General features: G+C 72.8%; 19 protein-coding genes. 5 read left to right on the forward strand and 14 right to left on the reverse strand.

The window, feature by feature from the left end; translation table 11 throughout:
- The first annotated feature begins 27 nt into the window (after positions 1 to 27).
- Genes ACQKM2_RS09000 through ACQKM2_RS09010 form a run of 3 tightly spaced genes read left to right on the forward strand, consistent with a single transcriptional unit; the run spans position 28 to position 2319 of the window.
- On the forward strand, positions 28 to 948 hold the full coding sequence (locus ACQKM2_RS09000) for a hypothetical protein (protein WP_427707878.1): 921 nt from the start codon (positions 28 to 30) through the stop codon (positions 946 to 948).
- An 11-nt stretch (positions 949 to 959) separates the two neighbouring features.
- Positions 960 to 2051 (forward strand): tetratricopeptide repeat protein, encoded by a 1092-nt coding sequence (locus ACQKM2_RS09005; protein ID WP_427707881.1) that lies wholly within the window; start codon positions 960 to 962, stop codon positions 2049 to 2051.
- A gap of 46 nt (positions 2052 to 2097) precedes the next feature.
- Positions 2098 to 2319 (forward strand): DUF6087 family protein, encoded by a 222-nt coding sequence (locus tag ACQKM2_RS09010; RefSeq protein WP_427707883.1) that lies wholly within the window; start codon positions 2098 to 2100, stop codon positions 2317 to 2319.
- Between the two features lie 126 nt (positions 2320 to 2445).
- Here the strand turns inward: ACQKM2_RS09010 and ACQKM2_RS09015 are convergent, their stop codons facing one another.
- Both ACQKM2_RS09015 and ACQKM2_RS09020 read right to left on the reverse strand, forming a co-directional pair.
- Positions 2446 to 2829, reverse strand: a complete 384-nt coding sequence (locus tag ACQKM2_RS09015; RefSeq protein WP_427707885.1) for a hypothetical protein — start codon at positions 2827 to 2829, stop codon at positions 2446 to 2448.
- A 100-nt stretch (positions 2830 to 2929) separates the two neighbouring features.
- Positions 2930 to 3847 carry a tyrosine-protein phosphatase gene (locus ACQKM2_RS09020; RefSeq protein ID WP_427707887.1) on the reverse strand — a complete coding sequence of 306 codons (918 nt, stop codon included), beginning with the start codon at positions 3845 to 3847 and terminating at the stop codon, positions 2930 to 2932.
- A 248-nt stretch (positions 3848 to 4095) separates the two neighbouring features.
- On the opposite strand from ACQKM2_RS09020, the gene ACQKM2_RS09025 reads away from it, so the two are divergent.
- Positions 4096 to 5466 carry a cytochrome P450 gene (locus tag ACQKM2_RS09025; RefSeq protein ID WP_427707889.1) on the forward strand — a complete coding sequence of 457 codons (1371 nt, stop codon included), beginning with the start codon at positions 4096 to 4098 and terminating at the stop codon, positions 5464 to 5466.
- A 12-nt stretch (positions 5467 to 5478) separates the two neighbouring features.
- On the opposite strand, the gene ACQKM2_RS09030 is transcribed toward ACQKM2_RS09025, so the two are convergent.
- Both ACQKM2_RS09030 and ACQKM2_RS09035 read right to left on the reverse strand, forming a co-directional pair.
- Positions 5479 to 6051 (reverse strand): hypothetical protein, encoded by a 573-nt coding sequence (locus ACQKM2_RS09030; protein ID WP_427707891.1) that lies wholly within the window; start codon positions 6049 to 6051, stop codon positions 5479 to 5481.
- Between the two features lie 36 nt (positions 6052 to 6087).
- Positions 6088 to 7653, reverse strand: a complete 1566-nt coding sequence (locus tag ACQKM2_RS09035; protein ID WP_427707893.1) for an MFS transporter — start codon at positions 7651 to 7653, stop codon at positions 6088 to 6090.
- 82 nt (positions 7654 to 7735) lie between these two features.
- On the opposite strand from ACQKM2_RS09035, the gene ACQKM2_RS09040 reads away from it, so the two are divergent.
- A complete protein-coding gene (locus ACQKM2_RS09040; protein ID WP_427707895.1) occupies positions 7736 to 9823 on the forward strand; it encodes an alpha/beta fold hydrolase in 2088 nt (695 codons plus the stop codon).
- A gap of 102 nt (positions 9824 to 9925) precedes the next feature.
- On the opposite strand, the gene ACQKM2_RS09045 is transcribed toward ACQKM2_RS09040, so the two are convergent.
- From ACQKM2_RS09045 to ACQKM2_RS09090, 10 genes are all read right to left on the reverse strand, one after another.
- Positions 9926 to 10939, reverse strand: coding sequence for an ABC transporter ATP-binding protein (locus ACQKM2_RS09045; protein ID WP_427707897.1), 1014 nt, complete (start codon positions 10937 to 10939; stop codon positions 9926 to 9928).
- A complete protein-coding gene (locus ACQKM2_RS09050) occupies positions 10936 to 11964 on the reverse strand; it encodes an ABC transporter ATP-binding protein (RefSeq protein WP_427707899.1) in 1029 nt (342 codons plus the stop codon). Before ACQKM2_RS09050 ends, ACQKM2_RS09045 begins: the two co-directional genes overlap by 4 nt.
- Positions 11964 to 12950 carry an ABC transporter permease gene (locus ACQKM2_RS09055; RefSeq protein WP_427707901.1) on the reverse strand — a complete coding sequence of 329 codons (987 nt, stop codon included), beginning with the start codon at positions 12948 to 12950 and terminating at the stop codon, positions 11964 to 11966. Before ACQKM2_RS09055 ends, ACQKM2_RS09050 begins: the two co-directional genes overlap by 1 nt.
- Positions 12947 to 13918 (reverse strand): ABC transporter permease, encoded by a 972-nt coding sequence (locus ACQKM2_RS09060; protein WP_427707903.1) that lies wholly within the window; start codon positions 13916 to 13918, stop codon positions 12947 to 12949. The genes ACQKM2_RS09055 and ACQKM2_RS09060 overlap by 4 nt, the downstream gene beginning before the upstream one ends.
- Positions 13919 to 13941: 23 nt before the next feature.
- Positions 13942 to 15687, reverse strand: coding sequence for an ABC transporter substrate-binding protein (locus ACQKM2_RS09065; protein WP_427707905.1), 1746 nt, complete (start codon positions 15685 to 15687; stop codon positions 13942 to 13944).
- 200 nt (positions 15688 to 15887) lie between these two features.
- Entirely contained in the window at positions 15888 to 16598 is a 711-nt protein-coding gene (locus tag ACQKM2_RS09070) for a GntR family transcriptional regulator (RefSeq protein WP_427707907.1), read from the reverse strand.
- 56 nt (positions 16599 to 16654) lie between these two features.
- The gene (locus ACQKM2_RS09075; RefSeq protein ID WP_427707909.1) at positions 16655 to 17620 is read right to left on the reverse strand and encodes an ornithine cyclodeaminase family protein; all 966 of its coding nucleotides are present in this window, start codon (positions 17618 to 17620) and stop codon (positions 16655 to 16657) included.
- On the reverse strand, positions 17617 to 18636 hold the full coding sequence (locus tag ACQKM2_RS09080) for a proline racemase family protein (protein WP_427707911.1): 1020 nt from the start codon (positions 18634 to 18636) through the stop codon (positions 17617 to 17619). Before ACQKM2_RS09080 ends, ACQKM2_RS09075 begins: the two co-directional genes overlap by 4 nt.
- Positions 18633 to 19637 carry a proline racemase family protein gene (locus ACQKM2_RS09085; RefSeq protein ID WP_427707913.1) on the reverse strand — a complete coding sequence of 335 codons (1005 nt, stop codon included), beginning with the start codon at positions 19635 to 19637 and terminating at the stop codon, positions 18633 to 18635. Before ACQKM2_RS09085 ends, ACQKM2_RS09080 begins: the two co-directional genes overlap by 4 nt.
- A 17-nt stretch (positions 19638 to 19654) precedes the next feature.
- Complete coding sequence (locus tag ACQKM2_RS09090; protein WP_427707915.1) at positions 19655 to 20581, reverse strand: dihydrodipicolinate synthase family protein; 927 nt, start codon at positions 20579 to 20581, stop codon at positions 19655 to 19657.
- Between the last annotated feature and the right edge of the window lie 43 nt (positions 20582 to 20624).

The raw sequence follows: 20624 nt of genomic DNA on the forward strand, positions 1-20624 counted from the left end.
CCGCACCCCGACCAAGGAGATTCCGCCGTGCAGATCACCGCCACCGTAGAGCCCGGCTCCTTCTTCGACCTCGGCCGCCAGGACCCCGCGCTGATCCGCCTGCGCGAGGACGGCGCAGAGAGGGCCCTGCCGTTCGCCCTGATGGAACGCCTCGTGAAGTCCGGCGTCCCCTACGCCGAGCACGCCCGCACCCTCGCCAGCGACCTCGTCCACGTCGCCGGAACCGCCTTCGACTGGTTCGACGCCGACCTCCCCGCGCAGATCGCCGACGAGATCAACCTCAGCAACTACGAGATTGTCGAGCACACCGTCGAGCGCCACGCGGCCCTCACCCAGGCCCTGGAGCGCCTGGCCGCCGTTCACCCCGCGGGCTTCGCCCGCGTCCGGGAGTTCGTTCGGGGCTTCCTGTGGGTGGGCCTCAAGCCGGGCGTCCGCACCTCCTCGCTGACCAGCTCCAGCGACCCGGCGCTCCCGTACGTCATCGTCTTCTCCGAGAAGGCGCGGCACCACATCCCGCCGAACACCGTCAGCGACGAGCCGTCCCACCTCTTCCTCGCGGAGAACTTGCTGCACGAGGGCGTGCACCAGTCCGTCAGCTTCCACGTCCTCCAGCACCAGGTCTTCGCCGACGGCTACGACTCCAAGACTTCCCCGAAGATCGAGATCGCGTGGCGCGCGACGCAGGGGGAGGCCCGGAACCAGTTCTGGGAGGTCGACCGGGCGTTCCACGCCACCTGCGTGTACAACCAGCTCTTGCGGTTCCGCCGGACCGAACTCGACCGCGACGACCTGACCCCCAACGAGCGCACGCATATCCAGGCCGCCTACGACGAGGGCATGCCGGCCGTCCGCTACCTGATGGCCCAGCTCGAACTCCAGGCAGAGCACTTCACCGCCCACGGCCTGGAGCTGCTGGCCGACCTGCGCCACCAGACCGACGAGCTGTAGGGGACGGGCGAATGCTCCAGCACCTCATCACCCAAGACGCGAACCTGCGGATGGTCCCCACCGACCGGGACGCGCTGACATCCGCCGCCGCAGGGCTCCGCGAGGAACTCCGGGCCCCGGCCACGGACGCGAACAGGCGCCGCATGCTGGCCCGGTGGACCGGTATCGCCTCGATCGCGCTGGGCGACTACCAGAGTGCCCGCGCGTTCCTACGGCAGGCCCTCGACCTCGCCACCGCCAGCGGCAACACCCGCTCCGTCGTCGCCACGCAGCTCAACCTCGGAGACGCCTACCGCTACGCCGGGGAGGCACAGACTGCGGACACGCTTTATCGCACGGCTCTGGACACCGCCCGCGCCCAGCAGCCGGACCTCCTCGACTTCGCCCTCCAGCACTACGCCAAGCACCTCATGGAACGGGGCGACCTCGACGCGGCCCGCGCCTATCTGGGGGAAGTGCTGCGCCTGAGGCAGGCCAAGGGCGACACCGAGCTGATCGAGTCCACCCAGGCTGCCGTCGACCGCGTCGAGATGCTGCTGGGCCAGGCGGACGCCGGCACGCCCGTGCCCGAGGAATCGAGCCAGTGGAGCAGCCGGTGGACGTGGTGGCTCCAGGCCCACACCTCCACCCACAACCCGGCCCGGTGGAGCGACGACTTCGCCACGATCCGGGACGCCGTGCAGACGCTCACCCAGCACGAACGCGTGCACCCCCAGCACCTGCGAGGCCAGTTCCCCGTCGAGCTGATCTCTGCGATGACGGAGGAGGCGGAGAAGACCCTCGCCGCCGAGGGCTACCTGCACAACGGCAAGTGGAACGCACCGGTCGGCGACGCCGGCGCGGTCGTCCCGTCCGCGTCTTCCGGATACGCCTCGCCCCGGGCGAGGGCTACCTGGCCCCCACCGAGCACCTGCCGCACGGCGGCTCGACCAAGGGAAGACGCCCCCTCCGCCGCCGCGTTCCGGCTCGGCCACTGGCCCTCTGGGCTCCTGCCGTCTCTCGTCCAGCCCACGCCGCCACCCTCCACGGGGCCTGTAGGGTGCTGCCCTTGCTCCAGGGAGGTAGGCCATTGGACCCCGAGGACGAACCGCTTGACCGCTTGACCGCTGGGCAGCGCGCCGCGAGGGCCGCTTGCGGAAGCCGGGTGAATTGAAGGCCATCACGCTCGCTCCCGGGCCCCAGCGTGCCGCCCACCTCGCCCCCGACGCCCCGCGCCTGATCCTGGAGTGGGACGGCTTCGCCTGGCAGCCCCTCACGACGGTGGACGACTACGCTTCGGCGCGCCGGTACATGAACCCGATGCCCGCCCCTCAACCGCAGGAGCAACAGCCGGTGCCGAAGAAGCGGCCCGGCCGCCACCGGAAGCCGTGAGACGGGGCAGCGTCAGCCCGCGTTCCAGACGCCGGCGCGAAGGCCCCGCCCCGGGAGTTCTCCCGGTCGGGCGGAGCCTTCGTCATGTCCCTTCGCGGGCCCCTGCCGGCGGCGGAGGCGGTGTCGTCAGGTGTCCCAGTGCGCCTGGTAGCGGGTGCGGTGGGGCTCGATGACCGTCTCGGGGTCGAACAGCGCCTTCCGTGCCGCGGTGCGGAGCCGGGCCCTGGCGGTGCGCTCCTGCATGTTGGCCGCCTCGGACAGGGAGCCGGCGAAGGCGCAGCAGTACCGCCAGCTGTCGAAAGCCCGGCGGACCTCCTGCGGCCGGGGGCGCCGGCCTTCCTTCTCGGCGGTGCGGAGTTCGGCGGCGGAGTACCGCAGGGTGCGGACGTCGACCCGGCGCCACGGGCCGGAGTGCCGGATCCGGTGCCAGGGCAGCCGGTCGTACTCCTCGCGGCGCTGACGGCCGTGCGGGGTGCGGCCGTCGGGGGTGTGGTGGGCGGTGCGGGACACGAAGACCTCCAGCGGCGCCCCAGGTCGTTCCTGGGCGCGCTACCGGAAGCCGGACGGGTACGGGTCGCGCGGGTTCACGTCCCGAGACTAGACCGCCGCGTCAGGAGACGGTGCGCGAGCGGAGCTTCAGCAAGTCCGACGGGCTCAGGCCGAGGCCCTGGGTGAGGAAGTCGCCGAAGCTGCCGTAGTCGGCCACGGCCTGCTCGCGGAACGCGGTGAGGTAGCCGCTGCGGACTTCCTGGAGCGGGATCAGCAGGTCCGGGTTCTGCATGTACCCGGCCGCCTTCACCTGGTCGCGCAGGGCCTTGTCCGAGGCGGCCCGCAGGCTGTTGGACAGGAGGTAGTCCTGCTCCGAGGTCGAGGCGGGGACGCCGACGGCGCGCAGGATCGTGTCCGCGAGGACGCCGGTGCGGTCCTTGCCCGCCGAGCAGTGGAACGCGATGGGCTTGGTGGAGTTGGCGACGTCCTTGATCGCGGCACCGAGCTGGGCCCGGTTGCCCGGATTGGTCACGAAGCCCTTGTAGAGGGCGGTCATGCGCGCTTCCGCCGCCCCGTTGCCGAGCTGCGCCTGCTGGTAGACGGGGTCCTTGGAGCGGACCACACCGCCGATGAACGCGAAGAGGCTGGTGTCGTCGACCGGGCGGGCCACCGCGGTCACGCCGGCCGGGAGCTTGTCGGTGCCGTCGGCGGAGATCTCCGGGGCGGTGCGCAGGTCGACGACCTTGCCGAGACCGAGCGCGCCGACGGCGTTGACGCCGTCGGGGGTGAGCTTGGAGAGGGTCTCGGTGCGGTAGACGGTGCCCCACTTGGTGGTCTTGCCGTCGTAGGTGGTGTACCCGCCGAGGTCGCGGGCGTTGACGAGCCCGGGTACGGACAGGACGCGGCCGGGTGCGCCGGAGAGGGACGCGACGGCCGGCGCGGGGGCGGTGGTCGCGGCGTGGGCGGCCACGGGAGCCAGCGTGGCGGCGAGGGCCAGGGCGACGGCGGACGCGCCGACGGCACGGGAAACGGATCTCACGCGAGTGGTCCTTCCTTGGGGCGAAGGCGGGGACGGTAACGCGTGGATCCTCAGATCTGAAGATGTTGCCCTGGTGATCAACTGACGAACAGTCAGCATCGCGGGGATGGCAATCCGCGCCAGGTCGGCTCGCAGTGACAGGTAGGCAGCGGCGAAATTCGGCCGGATGGCTTGTCAGGGGTCGATCCGGGTGGAGGCCTGCGGGCAGAATCCCCCTGTCCGACGGTGTCCAGGAGCAGGGGCGGGAAATGGCTGACGGGGTGCGGGTTCCGGGACTGGAAGGGGTTCCGCTGCTCGGGTCGCTCTTCGACCTGAAGGCGGACTCCCTCGGGACCTACGAGCGGGCCCGGCAGCGGCACGGGGACGTCGTACGGATCAGCGCCGGCCCGCCCGGGCTGCGCGCGGAGCTGTACTGCGTGTTCTCCGCGGAGGGCGCCCAGCGGGTGCTGGCCTCCGACGCGGCGAACTTCCGCAAGGACAACGCCTTCTACCAGGAGCTCCGCGACTCCTTCGGCAACGGTCTGCTGACCAGCCAGGACGCGGACTACATGCGCCAGCGCCGGCTGGTCCAGCCGCTGTTCACCCGCAAGCGGGTGGACGGCTACGCCGAAGCCGTCGCCGCCGAGACCGGGGGCACGCTCGCGGCGTGGGCCGAGGCCCGGGACGGGATCGTCGACGTCTCCACCGAGATGATGCACCTGGCCCTGCGCGCCGTCTCCCGGATCCTCTTCGGTGCCGACGTCGACGCCACCGTAGACGTCGTGGACCGGTGCTTTCCGGTCATCACGGAGTACGTGCTGCGCCGGGGCTACTCCCCCGCCAACCTCCCGCGCACCTGGCCGACCCCCGGCAACCGGCGGGCGGCCGCCGCGCTGGACGAGCTGTACGGGGTCTGCGACAAGATCATCGCCCAGCGGCTCGGGACGGCCCCGGGCGGGCTGGCGGAGGGCGAGGACCTGCTGACGCTGCTGGCCGGTGCGCGGGGCGAGGACGACGCCACGTTCGACCCCGCCGAGCTCCGCGACCAGGTGCTCGTCTTCCTGCTCGCCGGGCACGAGACGACCGCCACCTCGCTGGCCTTCGCCCTGCACCTGCTCGGCCGCCACCCCGAGGAGCAGGCCCGGGCCCGCGAGGAGGTGCGGAGCGTGCTGGGCGAGCGGGTGCCCGGGGCGGGTGACCTGGAGCGCCTCCCGTACCTCACCCAGGTGCTCAAGGAGGCGATGCGGCTCTACCCGGCGGCCCCGGTCATCGGGCGCAAGGCGGTCGCCGCCACCGAGATCGAGGGCCACACCGTCCCGGCGGGGGCCGATGTGATCGTGGCCCCCTGGGTCACGCACCGCCACCCCCGGTACTGGAACGACCCCGAGCGCTTCGACCCCGACCGCTTCGCGCCGGAGGCCGAGGCGGGCCGGCACCGGTACGCGTGGTTCCCGTTCGGCGGCGGGCCGCGCGCCTGCATCGGGCAGCACTTCTCGATGCTGGAGTCCGTGATCGCCCTGGCGATGCTGCTGCGGGCGTACGAGTTCGAGGCCGTGGACCGGGAGGTGCCGGTGAGCGCCGGGATCACCCTGCGGGCGGAGGGTCCGGCGCGCTGCCGGATCCGCCGCCTGGAGGGCTAGTCCCGTCCCGCGTCAGCGGTAGTCGTCGGGGTGGTCCTGCATCCAGGTGTTGATCTGGTCCCGGGTGCCGATGAGTGCGTCCTGGTGCTTCTTCAGGTTCTCGAAGGTGCGGTCGCCGCCGAGTTCCTTGTCGAGCTTGACGATGAGGGCGATCGGCTCGGGGAAGTGGCCGGGGCCCTTCCGGTCGGCCTTCATCGCGCGGTCCAGGCGGTGGAGTTCGTCGTACACCCGGCCGAGGAAGTACGCGCAGTTGCCCGGGGTGCAGGAGTCGTTCAGGGTCGCCTGGAGTCCGGCGAAGGCGTCGCGGACGAGTTCGGGCGAGGTGGTGGGCAGGCCGCCGTCGGAGGCCTGGGCCGTGGGCTTGGCCGTGGGCGTCGCGGCCGGACCGGGCGTGCCCGTACCGCCGGTGGCGGCGCTCGGGGACGCGGCGCCGGGGGCCGGCGCGGAGGAGGTGGGCGAGGCGGAGGCGGCCGGCGGCGAGGCCTTGGTCTTGGGCTCGGCGTCGTTCCCGCAGGAGACGGTGAGTGCCGCCAGGGTGACGGTCAGGGCTGCCGCGGCGGCGCCGCGCAGAGCGGATCGGTACATCGGTGTTTCCCCCCGGTTTTCGATGACCGGCAGAGCCTACCCGGCTCCCTCGCCCGGGACGGCCGCCGGGGTGTGGTTCCCCTGGAGTCGTTCCAGGTCGGAGGGCCGGACCTGGATCGCGAACAGCGCGATGGCCGCCCCGACGAGGGTGAAGAGCGAGGCCGCCACGAAGGCCGCGCTGACCCCCGAGGTCAGCACCTGGTCGGACCAGGGCTTGGGGAGCTGCCCGGTGCGGGCGAAGAGGGCCTTCTGTCCGGGGCTCGCCGAGCCGAGGAAGGCCGGCACCTGCTCCTTTGCCTCGTTGCGGCTGGCCGTGCCGAAGACGGTGACCAGGATGGACAGTCCGAGCGACCCGCCGATCTGCTGCATCGAGTTGAGCAGTCCGGAGGCGGCTCCGGACTCCCGGTCGGGGACGTCGGACAGGGCCATCAGGGTCAGCGAGACGAACTGGAGCCCCATGCCGGTGGCGAACACCAGGAGCGGGCCGAGGATGCTGCCGGGGTAGGTGGAGTGGACGTCCACGAGGGTCAGCCAGCCCAGTCCGGCGGCGCAGCACAGCGCGCCGGTGACCATGAAGGGCTTGGGCCCGTACTTCGGCAGCAGTTGGGAGGCGGTCCCGGCGGCGAGCGCGACCATCACGCTGACCGGGAGGAAGGCCAGTCCGGCGCGGAGCGGGCTGAAGCCGAGGACGTTCTGCACGAACAGGGTCAGGAAGAAGAACATGCCGAAGATCGCGCAGGCGAGGAAGAGCATGATCCCGTAGGTTCCGGCGCGGTTGCGGTCGGCGAACATGTGCAGCGGGGTGATCGGCTGCGGCGAGCGCCGCTCGTTGAGGACGAACAGCACCAGCAGGACCACGGCGGCGGCGAAGGAGGCGAGGGTGAACCCGTCGCGCCAGCCGTCCTGGGAGGCGCGGATGAAGCCGTAGACGAGGGCGACCATGCCGCAGGTACCCAGCAGCGCGCCGACCAGGTCGAAGTGTCCGGGGTGGCGTTCGGACTCGCGCAGGACCCGGGCGGCCAGGAGGGCGATCAGCAGGGCGATCGGGACGTTGACGAAGAGCACCCAGCGCCAGTTGAGCCACTCGACCAGCACCCCGCCCGCGAGGAGCCCGATGGCACCGCCGCCCGCGGAGACGGCGGCGAACACGCCGAAGGCCCGGTTGCGGGCCGGGCCTTCGCGGAAGGTCGTGGTGATCAGTGCGAGCGAGGTCGGTGAGGCGATGGCTCCGCCGACGCCCTGGAGGGCCCGGGCGGCCATCAGCTGGCCCGCGTTCTGGGCGAGTCCGCCGAGCAGGGAGGCGAGGCCGAAGAGCAGGACGCCGAAGATGAAGACGCGCTTGCGGCCGAGGATGTCGCCGGTGCGGCCGCCCAGCAGGAGCAGTCCGCCGAAGGTCAGGGTGTAGGCGTTGACGACCCAGGACAGGCTCTCGGTGGAGAAATTGAGGGCGGTCTGGATGTGTGGTAGCGCGATGTTCACGATGGTGATGTCGAGCACGACCATGAGCTGGCAGGAGGCAATCACGAACAGGGCCAGCCCGTTTCCGCTCCCGCGGACCTTGCCGTCGGTCCCGTTGTTGTTCGGCAGTGCGTTCGGGTCCACTAGTCGACGCTAAGCCCGTGGACCATGGGCCACCACTCGAATGGCCTATGCTATGTGATATTGCACATGCCACAATACGATCATGGATGAATTCCTCAGGCTCTCCGCCGCCACGGCCCGGTTCACCCACGGCTCGCCCAGGGCCTTCTCGTTCGGCGACGAGGGCCGCCTCCTCTGGTTCCTGCGCTCCACGGGCCCCACCGACGCCGTCGAGAGCCTCTGGGTCCTCGACACCGCCACCGGCGCCGAAACCCGGCTCGCCGACCCGCGCGCCCTCTCCCCCGAGCCCGGTGAACTCCCCGTCGCCGAACGCCGCCTGCGCGAACGCACCCGCCTCGTCGCCGCCGGGATCGGCTCGTACGCCCTCTCCGGCGACGGCCGCCGCGCCGTCTTCCCTCTCCACGGCAGGCTGTACGCGGTCACCTGCGACGGCGCCGCCGCCCCCGAGCCGCTGCCGGCCGCCGGCCCCGCCCTGGACCCGCGCCCCAACGCCGACGGCTCGCGCACCGCGTACGTCGCCGACGACGCCCTCCACGTCCACCCCGGCGGCCGGATCAGCCCCGCCGACGGGGCCCGCTGGGGGCTGGCCGAGTTCGCCGCCGCCGAGGAACTCGGCCGCACCCGGGGCCACTGGTGGTCCCCCGACGGCACCGCCCTGCTCGCCGCCCGCGTCGACGAGAGCGCCCTCCAGCGCCGCCACTTCGCCGACCCGGCGCACCCGGAGCTGCCGGCCGAGGACTTCGCGTACCCCGAGGCCGGCGGCCCCAACGCCGACGTGCAGCTGTGGGTGCTCGGCCCCGACGGCGCCCGGGTCCGGCTCGACTGGGACGCCGAGGCCTTCCCCTACGTCTCCGACGCGGGCTGGGAGTCCGCGGCCGAGATCCTGCTCACCGTGCAGGACCGGCTCCAGCGGAACGTGCTCCTGCTCTCCGCCGACCCGGCCACCGGCCGCACCGCGGAGCTGTCCCGCACCACGCACCCCCAGTGGGTCGACCCGCTCGTGCCCGGCACCCCGGCCCGGCTGCCCGACGGGCGGATGCTCACGGCCGCCGACATTCCCCCGGCCACCGCCGGGGGCACCCCCACCGGGGGGACCGCCCGCGGCCTCGCCCTCGACGGGAAGCCACTCACCGGCGAGGGGATACAGGTCCGCGCCGTCGTCGGCCTCCACGAGGGCCGGCTGCTGATCGAGGCAGGACTGCGCGACCCCGCCGAACAGCAGGTGCTGCTGCTGGACCCCGACAGCGGCGAGCTGACCCCGCTCGCCGACGCGCCCGGCGTGCACAGTGTCTCGGCCTCGGCCGGGACCCTGCTGCTGACCAGCGCCGACGTCGACGGCATCCGGCGTACCGTACGCACCCCGGACGGGCGCGAGCACACCCCCGCCGACCTGTCCGCCCCGCTGCCCCACCGGGTGGAGCCGGTCCTGGAACGGGTCACCGAACTCGGCATCCCGACCGCCCTCGTGCTGCCGCGCGGCCACGTCCCGGGCCGGAGGCTGCCCGTGCTGATGGACTGCTACGGCGGCCCCGGCTACCAGGACGTGTCCGCCGAACCGCGCCGCTGGCAGGCCCGGCAGTGGTGGGCCGACCAGGGCTTCGCCGTGGTCACCGTCGACAACCGGGGCACCCCGTACGTCTCCCCCGCCCATACCCACGCCATGTACCGGGGCTTCTCGGACGTCACCCTGGAGGACCAGGTCGCGGCCCTGCGGGCGCTCTGCGCACGCCATCGCGACCTCGACCCGGGCCGGGTCGGCGTCCGCGGCTGGTCCTACGGCGGCTACCTGTCGGCGATGGCGGTGCTGCGCCGGCCGGACGTCTTCCACGCGGCGGCCGCCGGGGCCGCGCCGACCGACTTCCGGCACTACGACACCGCCTACACCGAGCGCTACCTCGGCCTCCCGCAGGAGCACCCCGAGGTCTACGAGCGGGACTCGCTGATCCCCGACGCACCCCGGCTGTCCCGGCCGCTGCTGCTGGTCACGGGCCTGGCCGACGACAACGTCCACCCCTCCCACACCCTGCGCCTGTCCCGGGCCCTCACCGACGCGGGCCGACCGCACCAGCTGCTCGCGCTGCCCGGCGTCACGCACATGACCCCGGGCGGGACCCGGGAGAAGATCATGGCGCTGGAGCTGGAGTTCTTCCGCCGCGAGCTGGGCCTGTAGGCCCCGCGCCGCCCGGACGGCGCGAAGGGCCCCGCGGACGCTGTCGTCCGCGGGGCCCTCCCTTCTTCCCGTGATCCCCGTCAGTCACCCGGGCCCCTCCGCCTACACCAGATGACAGGCCACCTCTCGCGAGGCGACGAGCCGCAGCAACGGCCGCTCGGTGCGGCAGACCTCCTGCGCCTTGGGACAGCGCGGGTGGAAGGTGCAGCCCGGGGGCGGGGCGGCCGGGCTCGGCGGGTCGCCGAGCAGCACGATCCGCTCCCGCCGCCGCTCCGCCGCCGGGTCCGGCAGCGGTACGGCGGACAGCAGCGCCCGGGTGTAGGGGTGCTGCGGGTTCTCGTACAGGGACTTCTTGTCCCCGATCTCGACGATCCGGCCGAGGTACATGACCGCGACGCGGTCGCTGACCCGCTTGACCACCGAGAGGTCGTGGGCGATGAACACGTAGGCCAGGCCCAGTTCGGCGCGCAGCCGCTCCATCAGGTTGACGATCTGCGCCTGGACGGAGACGTCGAGGGCGGAGACCGGCTCGTCGGCGATCACCAGCCGGGGGCTGGTGGCCAGCGAGCGGGCGATGCCGATGCGCTGGGCCTGGCCGCCGGAGAACTCGTGCGGGTAGCGGTCGATGTGCTCGGGGATCAGCCCGGTAAGCTCCATCAGCTCGGCGGCCCGGCGGCGGGCGTCGGCCGCGCTCCAGCCCTGTACCAGCAGCGGGTCGGAGATGATCCGGGCGACCGTCTGGCGGGGGTTGAGGGAGGAGTGCGGGTCCTGGAAGACCATCTGGACGTCGCGGCGCAGGGGGCGCAGTGCCGACTGGGAGAGCCTGCTGATGTCCCGGCCGTCGAAGGTGATGCTGCCGGAGGTGGGTTCCAGCAGCCGGACCAGCATCCGGCCGGTGGTGGACTTCCCGCAGCCCGACTCGCCGACGAGGCCGAGGGTACGGCCGGGCTCCAGGTCGAAGGAGATCCCGTCGACGGCCCGGACGGGCGCGGACCGGCGCCCGGTCAGCGACCGCCTGCCGGGGAAGGTCATGGTCAGGTCCCGTACGGAGAGCAGGGGGCCTGCCGGGACGTCCTGCCGGACGGCCCGGTCCTGGCCGGTGGCCGGGGCGGTCATCGGGACACCTCCGGGGTGGGGACGGGGGCGGGGGCGGAGCCGGCGAAGTGGCAGGCGGCGGTGCGGGCCGGGGATCCGTAGGGGCGCGGCTCGGGCAGTTCGCCCGTGCAGCGCTCCCGCTCCTCGCGGGTGCCCGCGGCGGCGCGCGGGCAGCGGGGGGCGAAGGCGCAGCCGGGGTCGCGGTTGAGGAGCGAGGGCGGGGAGCCGGGGATGGAGGGCAGCGGGACGTCGTCGGGACTGTCGAGGCGGGGCAGGGAGTCGAGCAGGCCCCGGGTGTAGGGGTGGGCGGGGTCGGCGAACAGTTCCTCGGCCGGGGCCTGTTCGGCGGCGCGGCCGCCGTACATGACCAGGACCTCGTGGGCGACGCGGGCCACCACCCCCAGGTCGTGGGTGATCATCACGACGCCGAGTCCGCGTTCCTCCTGGAGGCGGGCGATCAGTTCGAGGATCTGGGCCTGGACGGTGACGTCGAGGGCCGTGGTGGGCTCGTCGGCGATCAGCAGGTCGGGTTCGCAGGCCAGGGCCATGGCGATCATGGCGCGCTGGCGCATGCCGCCGGAGAACTGGTGGGGGTACTCCCCGGCCCGGCGGGCGGGTTCGGGGATGCCGACCTCGCCGAGCATGTCGACGGCGCGTTTGCGGGCGGCGGCGCGGCCGGCCCGGAAGTGCACGCGGAAGTGCTCGGCGATCTGCTCGCCGACGGTGTAGTAGGGGTGCAGGCTGGACAGCGGGTCCTGGAAGATCATGGCCATCCTGCGGCCGCGGACCTTGGCCAGTTGCTTCTCGGGCAGGCCGTTCAGCTCCTGTCCGGCGAGCCGGACGGATCCGGTGACCTCGGCGCCGGTGCGGTGCAGGCCCATGACGGCGAGGGAGGTGACGGACTTCCCGGATCCGGATTCGCCGACGATGCCGAGGGTGCGGCCGGCTTCGACGGTGAAGGCGAGCGAGTCGACGGCGCGTACGGCCCCGCGCGGGGTGCGGAACGTGACGTGCAGGTCGCGGACTTCTAGCAGTGGGGTGGTCATCAGTACCTCACCCTCGGGTCGACCACGGCGTACAGGAGGTCGACGGCGAGGTTCGCGACGACGATGAAGAAGGCGGCGAGCAGGGTGACGCCGAGGACCACGGGCTGGTCGGAGTTGACGAGGGCGCCGTAGAAGAGCCTGCCGATGCCGGGGAGTCCGAAGATGGACTCGGTGATGACGGCTCCGGCGAGGAGGCCGCCGAGGTCCATGCCGAAGATGGTGAGGATGGGGGTCATGCCGGAGCGGAGGCCGTGTTTGACGACGACGGTGCGTTCGGGCATGCCCTTGGCGCGGGCGGTGCGGATGTAGGGCTCGGCCATCGCCTCGATCATCGAGCCGCGGCTCTGCCGGGCGTACATGGCGGCGTAGAGCAGGGCGAGCGCGGTCCAGGGCAGCAGCAGGTTGGAGGCCCAGGCGAGGGGGTCGTCGGTGAAGGCCTGGTAGCTGGGGTAGGGCAGCAGTCCGGCCACCCGGATGACTCCGTAGATGAGCATGACGGAGGTGAAGTAGACGGGCAGGGAGGCGGCGGCGACGGCGCCGACCATGAGGGCCTTGTCGGTGGCGGTGTCCTTGCGCAGGGCGGCGGTGACGCCGGCGCCGAGGCCCAGCAGGAGCCAGAGGGCGGCGGCGCCGACGGCGAGGGAGGCGGAGACGGGGAGCCGGTCCATCAGCAGGTCCCAGACGGGCAGGGAGTTCTCGTACGAGTAGCCCAGGCAGGGGAAGTCGCACTGGACGGCGTACTGGCCGGAGCCGAGGGTGCGGCCGGTGAAGATGCCGGTGAGGAAGTCGGCGAACTGCCGCCACAGGGGCTGGTCGAGGCCGAGGTACACGCGTACGTCGGCCAGGCGTTCGGCGCTGCAGGTCTTGCCGCAGGCGGCGGCGGCCGGGTCGGTGGGCAGGACGTAGAAGATGACGAAGGTGACGGCCGCGATGGCGAGGAGCACGCCGGCCAGGGCGAGCAGGCGGCGCAGCAGGTAGAGGATCAACTGCGGCCTCCCCTCGGGTCGAGGATGTCGCGCAGGGCGTCGCCGAGGAGGGTGAAGGCGAGGACGGCGAGGAAGAGGAAGACGCTCGGGATGACGAAGTACATGGGGTCGGTCTCGTAGAAGGCCACGGACTCGGCGATCATCTGGCCCCAGGACGGGGTGGGCGGGCGGACCCCGACGCCGAGGTAGCTGAGCGCGGCCTCGGTGCTGATCATGCCGGGGATGAGCAGGGTGGTGTAGGCGATGACCGGGCCGGAGACGCCCGGGAGGATGTCGCGGGTCAGGATGCGCCAGGCGCTCGCGCCGCCGACGCGGGCGGCGTCGACGTACTCGCGGTGTTTGAGGGAGAGGGTCTGGCCGCGGACGACGCGGGCGACGCCGGGCCAGCCGAAGAGGCCGATGACGGCGGTCATGAGGACGATGCGGTTGACGTCCTTGGCCACCGACAGCATCGCGATCATGAAGATCAGCGAGGGGAAGGACATGGTGAGGTCCATCAGCCGGGACAGGACGGCGTCGGTGCGGCCGCCGAAGTAGCCGGCCGCGATGCCGGCGGCGGTCCCGGCGAGGACGACGATGGCGGTGGCGGCGAAGGCGATGAGCAGGGAGACCTGGGCGCCGTGGACGACGCGGGCGAACAGGTCGCGGCCGGTGACGGGTTCGACGCCGAGCCAGTGCTCGGGGCTGATCCCGCCGAGGTCGCCGAGCGGGAGGCCGCCGAGGTAGGGGTCGACGGCGCTCTTGTCGAACTCCTCGGGGGACCAGCCGCCGAGCGCCCCGAGCCAGGGTGCGGTGAGGGCCATGAGGACGAAGAGGAGGACGACGGCGGCGCTGACGCGGACGGCGGGGCGGCGGCGCAGTTCCCGCCGGGCGAGCTGCCAGGGGCTGCTGCCCGGCGCCGCCGCGGGCCGTTCGGCCGCGGCGTCGGGCGCGGGGGCGGGGGCGGCGCCGGGTGCGGTGGTGGTCATGGTGTCGGTGGCCTCGGGGTTCCTCAGCCCTGGCTCTTCGACGGGTCCTTGAGGCCGACGGAGCCGTAGTCGATGGTGCCGGTCCAGGAGGGGTGGCCGTAGGCGCCGGCGATGTTGGGGCCGACGAGCAGCGGCTTGCGCTCCATGAGGACCGGGATGGAGGGGGACTTCTTCATGATCTCGGCGTCGAGGTCGATCCAGGCCTGGTTGGCCTGCTTCGCGTCGGCCATGGCGTTGATCTCGTCGATCCGCTTCATGGTGGCCTCGTCGCGGAACTGGGAGTAGTTGCCCTGGTTCCCCTTGTCCTTGATGGTGCGTCCGTCGAAGACGAAGGGCATCCAGGTGGAGCCGGAGGGGTAGTCGGGGCACCAGCCGGTGTACGTCATGTCGGGGGTGGTGGAGAGGTCGCCGATGACGTCGTAGTACGCGCCGGGGTCGACGGTGTCGATGACGACCTGGACGCCGGCCCGGGACAGGCCCTGCTGGATGGCCTCGGCCTTGCCCTTGTCGCCGGTGGAGACGGAGAGGGTGACCTTGAGGTTCTCCTTGCCGGCGGCCTTGAGGAGCTCCTTGGCCTTGGCCGGGTCGCCGGCCGGGGGGATCTTCAGGGTGTCGGCCTGCTTGCCGCCGGAGAGGGCCGGGGGCAGGTAGGCGGTGGCGACCTCGTTGAGGGCGGGGCCGCCGCCCGCGGTGATGACGGCCTCCTTGTCGACCGCGTACTGCATGGCCTCGCGGACCTTGGGGTCGTTGAAGGGGGCGCGGGAGTTGTTCAGGTGGAGCATGACCGTACAGCCCTGGGACTCGGCGAGCAGGCGCGCCTTGACCTCGGGCTTGGGCAGCACCTTGGGGGCGCTCTCGGGACGCATGTTGGCGTACTCGATGGCGGAGGCGTCGGCGCCCTCGCCGGCGATGATGCGGTCGTCGATCTGGCCGCCCTTGAGGCCCATGACGACCACGAACTTGTCCGGGTAGGCCTTGCGGACGGTGTCGGTCTTGGGGTCCCAGTGCTCGTTGCGGACGAGGACGAGCTTCTTGTCGCGGTCGTACGTCTCGATCTTGTACGGGCCGGAGGAGAACGGGCGCGCGTCGTACTGGGTGCCCTTCTCCTGGGCCTGCGGGACGGGCGCGAAGGTGGGGAGGGTGGCGGTCTGGGAGAACTCGGCGACGGGGCGCTTGAGTTCGAAGACGATCGTCCGGTCGTCGGGGGTCTTGACGGAGTCGAGGTGCTGCCCCTGGAGGGGGCCCTTGTAGCCCTCGGCGCCGGCCAGGTACTGGGCGGCGTAGTCGGGCCCGCCGGTCAGGTCGGGGGCGAAGGAGCGCTCGACGTTGTACTTGACGTCCTGGGCCTTGATCGGCGAGCCGTCCTCGTACTTCAGGCCCTCCTTGAGGGTGAAGGTCCAGGTCTTGCCCCCGTTGGACGGGGTGCCCAGGTCGGTGGCGAGGTCGGGGACGAGCTCGCTGCCGGCCTTCCCGGGCTCCGCCTTGAAGGTGACGAGGGTGCGGTAGAGCAGCCGGGTGCCGAAGTCCATCGTCGGCAGGGTCCAGTTGCGGGCCGGGTCGAGGTGGGAGAAGTCCTGGTTGGACAGGACGGTGAGGGTGCCGCCCTTGACCGGGGTCCCGCCGAGGACCTTCCCGTCGTTGGCGGCGGCGGGGTTGCCGGCGCCGCCGCCCGCCGCGGGGCCCTTCTTGGTGTCGGAGCAGCCCGAGGCGCCGAGTACGAGCGTCGCCACCAGGGCGGTGGCGAGGGTGAGCTGGGTGCGCTTGGTCATGGGTCACTCCAGGGAAGGGCCGCGCTTCAGCGCGCACTTCAGCACGCGCTTTAGGATGTGACCGGTAACATAGTAATGTGAAATTGTACTGACAAGAGGTTGCCGCCGCCGTTATCCAGCCGTGTCCAAAACCGTTGCGGGAAAAGCGAGTTGGGCCCGGACCAGAAGGTCCGGGCCCGTCGGGCGTACGGGGTGCCGGGTCAGATGCCCGAGCCGAGACCGCCCTGGGGGCGGCCCACGGGCTCGTCGCGGCCCTGCGCCCAGAGCGAGCGGACGTGGCCCAGGTGGCGCTGCATGCAGGCCTCCGCCCCCTCCGCGTCACCGGCGATCATCAGGTCGAGCAGCTCGATGTGCTCCTCGGCGGAGGAGACCAGCTTGCCGGCCTCGTCCAGGCCCGTGAGCCCGTACAGCCGGGAGCGCTTGCGCAGGTCGCCGACCGTCTCGACCAGGCGCTCGTTGCCCGCGAGGGCGAGCAGCCCGAGGTGGAAGCGGCGGTCGGCCTCCAGGTAGCCGATGAGGTTGTGCTCGCGGGCGCTGCTGACGATCTCCTCGGCGATCGGGCGCAGCCGCTCCAGCTGCTCGGCCGTGGCCATCCGGGTGACCCGGCCGACGGTCGGGACCTCGATCATCGTGCGGAGTTCGGTGTACTGGTCGAGGTCGCGCTCGCTGACCTCGGTGATCCGGAAGCCCTTGTTGCGGACCGGCTCCACCAGGCCCTCGCGGGCGAGGTCCAGCATGGCCTCGCGGACCGGGGTGGCCGAGACCCCGAGCTCGGCGGCGAGGCCCGGGGCCGAGTAGACGCTGCCGGGGCGCAGCTCGCCCGCTATCAGCGCGGCGCGCAGGGCGTGGCCGACCTGGTCGCGCAGCCGCTCCTGGGCCTTGATGAGACTGTGCTGCTTCAGGTCACCCATTGCTCTTCCTCCGAGACCCCGCACACCACCGACGTGCGGAGGAACAGCGTACAATGTCACGTTTCGCTGTTCGCTCCGGTCGCGTGGTAGATCGCCACCGCGACGGCAAGATCTTCCCAGGCCATGCCCACGCTCTTGAAGAGCTGTGGACAACTCGGCCTCCCGCCCGCGCAATTGCGGCCCGCGACCAGGTCGGCGAGGGTACCGGCGATATGACCGGGCCCGATCGCCCCCTCCGCCTCCGGCACCAGCAGGTCCCCCGCCTCGCGCAGCGCGGCCGCCCGCGACTCCACGTACACCGCCGCGCGTCGCACGAGGGCGGTGTCGGTCTCCCGGGCGTCCGGCTCGTGCGAGCCGACGGCGACGACCACCGCCCCCGGGGCGACCAGGCGCCCGTCGAAGAGCGGCTCGCGGGCGGTGGTGCAGCACAGCACCAGATCGGCTCCGGCCACGTCGGCGGGCGTGCCCGTGCGCGCCGGGACGCCCAGGCCCCGGGCGTGCGCCGCCAGCCGCTCCGCGCGGTCCCCGTCGCGGGCCACCACCACCGCCCCGGCCAGGTCCCGCAGTTCCAGCACCGCTTCGAGGTGCCCGTACGCCTGCGGTCCCGAGCCGAACAGCACCAGCCGCAGCGGGCGCCCGGGCGCGGTCAGGTACCGCAGGGCGAGCGCGGAGACCGCCGGGGTGCGCAGGGCCGTCAGGGCGGCGCCGTCCAGGAGGGCCAGCGGGCGCAGGGTGGGGCCGTCCAGCAGGAGGTAGCTGCCGGTGATCCGGGGCAGTCCCCGCGCCGGGTTGCCGGGGGCCACCCCGGCGATCTTCACCCCGGCGTACGCGCCCGACGCGGCCGGCATCAGCAGCAGTTCGCCGCCGGGCGCCGGCACGCTGGTGCGCTGCGGGCAGGCCTCCGGGTCCAGGCCGGCGCGCAGGGCGGCCTCCAGGGCGTCGGCGGCCCGCCCCGCGGTGAGCAGGCCGGCCGTCTCGCGGGCGCCCAGCTGGAGGAGGCCCGCCGCGGGGAGGCCCGTCACAGGAGGAAGCCCGCGCCGAGGGCGTCGTACGGGTCGGCGGTGAAGGCGTGCTCGCCGGTGCGGTAGGCGGTCCCGGTGACCTCGGTGACCCCGCCCGCGAAGAACCGTCCGGTGAAGACGGTGCCGGTCACCGACTCGTGCAGCAGGTCCTCCCCCGCCCCCAGCCGGCCGTCCTCCGCCAGCAGCGCGAGCCGGGCGGAGGTGCCCGAGCCGCAGGGCGAGCGGTCGACCTGCCCGTCGGCGAAGACGGTGACGTTGCGCTGGTGCGGCCCGAAGGGGGTGTCGGGCAGCTCCTCGTACAGCACCACCCCGTAGACCCCGGAGAGCAGCGGGCCGCCCGGGTGCCAGGTCGCCGGATGGGTGGCGAGGGCGGCGCGGACCTCCCGTCCGGCGCGTACGAGTTCGGGCAGGGCGGCGCGGGTCACCTGGAGGCCGAGGTCCCGGGCGGCGACGGAGGCGTAACAGGCCCCGGCGTGGGCGATGTCCACCTCCGCGAGGCCGAGGGTGGTGGCGACCGGGACCTTGCGGGCGGCCACCCGGGCCGGGACGTTGCGGAAGGTGACCCCGGTGGTGCGGCCCTCGGACCGGTGGACGGTGGCGGCGACCCGGCCCGACGGCACGTCGATGCGGACCTGGGCGTCCCCGTCGTCGGGCGCCGCGACGCGGCCGGTGTCCACCGCCCAGGCACCGAGCGCCATGGTGCCGTGGCCGCAGGCGGTGGAGTAGCCGTCCTTGTGCCAGAACAGCACCCCGAGGTGGGCGCCGTCGTCGTCCGGGGGCACCACGAACCCCCCGTACATCCCGGCGTGTCCGCGCGGCTCCTGCACCAGCAGGCGCCGTACCTCGTCCAGCGGGCTGCGCCGCGGCATGGTGCCGGACCCCCCGGGGCCGATGGCGGTGGCGCAGCGCTCGGCGACGGTGTCACCGGGGACGGGGGGAAGCCCGCCCGCGGTGAAGTCGACGATGCGGAAGGGCTCGCCCGCCGTGTGGTAATCGGTGGTGCGGACGGTGGTCACAGCAGGAACCCTCCGGGGAAGGGGTCGGTCGGGTCGAGGAAGTACTGCGCGGTGCCGGTGATCCAGGCCCGCCCGGTGACGGTGGGGACCACCGCCGGCCTGCCGCCGACCGTGGTCTCCCCGACGAGCCGGCCGGTGAACTCGGTGCCGATGAACGACTCGTTGACGAAGTCCGTGCCGAGCGGCAGCAGGCCCCGGGCGTGCAGCTGGGCCATGCGCGCGCTGGTCCCCGTACCGCAGGGCGAGCGGTCGAACCAGCCGGGGTGGATGGCCATGGCGTGCCGGGAGCGGCGGGCGTCGGAGCCGGGGGCGGCGAGGTAGACGTGCTTGACCCCGGCGATGGACGGGTTCTCCGGGTGCACTGGACGGTCGGGACCCCCGTTGACCGCGTCCATGACGGCGAGGCCCGCGGCGATCAGGTCCTCCTTGCGGGCCCGGTCGAAGGGCAGCCCGAGGGCGTCGAGTTCGACGAAGGCGTAGAAGTTGCCGCCGTAGGCGAGGTCGTAGCCGACCGTGCCGAAGCCCGGCACCTCGGCCTTCAGGCCGAGGCCCACGCAGAAGGCCGGGACGTTGGTGAGGGTGACGGCGGTGGCAGCGCCGTCCTCGACGCGTACGTCGACGCTCACCAGTCCGGCCGGGGTGTCGAGCCGGACCGTGGTGACCGGCTCGACGGCCGGGACCATGCCGGTCTCGACCAGGACGGTGGCCACCCCGATCGTCCCGTGCCCGCACATGGGCAGCAGGCCCGACACCTCGATGTAGAGCACGCCGAAGTCGGCGTCGGGCCGGGTGGGGGGCTGGAGGATGGCACCGCTCATCGCCGCGTGGCCGCGCGGCTCGTACATGAGCAGGGTACGGACGTGGTCCATGTGCTCCATGAAGTGGAGCCGCTTGTCGGCCATGGTGGCACCGGGGATCACCCCGACTCCCCCGGTGATCACCCGGGTGGGCATGCCCTCCGTGTGGGAGTCCACGGCGTGGTAGATGTGACGCGTGCGCATTCCGGTCCCCCCTGGGATCAGTTGAGGCCTTCGGCCAGGGCCTTCTCGGTGGCGGCGCGGACGGCGGCCTCGGTCTCCCCGGTGAGCGGGAAGCGCGGCGGGCGGGTGGCGCCGCCGGGGCGTCCGGCGAGGTCCATGGAGAGCTTGATGGCCTGGACGAACTCGGTCTTGGAGTCCCAGCGCAGCAGGGAGTGCAGGGACTTGTAGAGCGGCAGGGCGGTGGCGAGGTCGCCGGCCACGGCCGCCCGGTAGAGGGTGGCGCAGGACTGCGGCAGGGCGTTGGGGTAGCCGGCGATCCAGCCGACGGCGCCGGCGAGGGCGAGTTCGAGCAGGACGTCGTCGGCGCCGATGAGCAGGTCGAGGCCGGGGGCGAGCTCGGCGATCTCGTAGGCGCGGCGGACGTCGCCGCTGAACTCCTTGACGGCGACGATGCTGCCGTCGGCGTGCAGCCGGGCGAGGAGGGCGGGGGTCAGGTCCACCTTGGTGTCGTACGGGTTGTTGTACGCGACCACCGGCAGGCCCGCCCGCGCGACCTCGGCGTAGTGGGCGCGCACGGTCTCGTCGTCGGCGCGGAAGGCGTTGGGGGGCAGGAGCAGAACCGATCCAGCGCCGGCCTCGGCGGCCTGGTCGGCCCAGCGGCGGGCCTCGGCGCTGCCGTACGCGGCCACGCCGGGCATCACGCGGGCGCCGTCGCCGGCGGCCTCGACGGCGGTGCGGACGACGCGGGCCCGCTCCTCGTCGGTGAGGGTCTGGTACTCGCCGAGGGAGCCGTTGGGGACGACGCCGTCGCAGCCGTTGGCGATGAGCCAGGCGACGTGTTCGGCGTAGGCGTCGTGGTCGACGGAGAGGTCCTCGCGCAGGGGCAGGGCGGTGGCGACCATGATGCCGTGCCAGGGGCGGGTGCGGGTGTCGGCGCTGGGCGCGGGGGTGGGCGCGTGGGTCATGTAGGACTCCCTAGTGTGGTGTGTGACATTTTACTAGTGGGTG

Origin of the sequence: Streptomyces sp. NPDC004126 (assembly GCF_050275515.1) — a bacterium.
Lineage (GTDB): Bacteria > Actinomycetota > Actinomycetes > Streptomycetales > Streptomycetaceae > Streptomyces.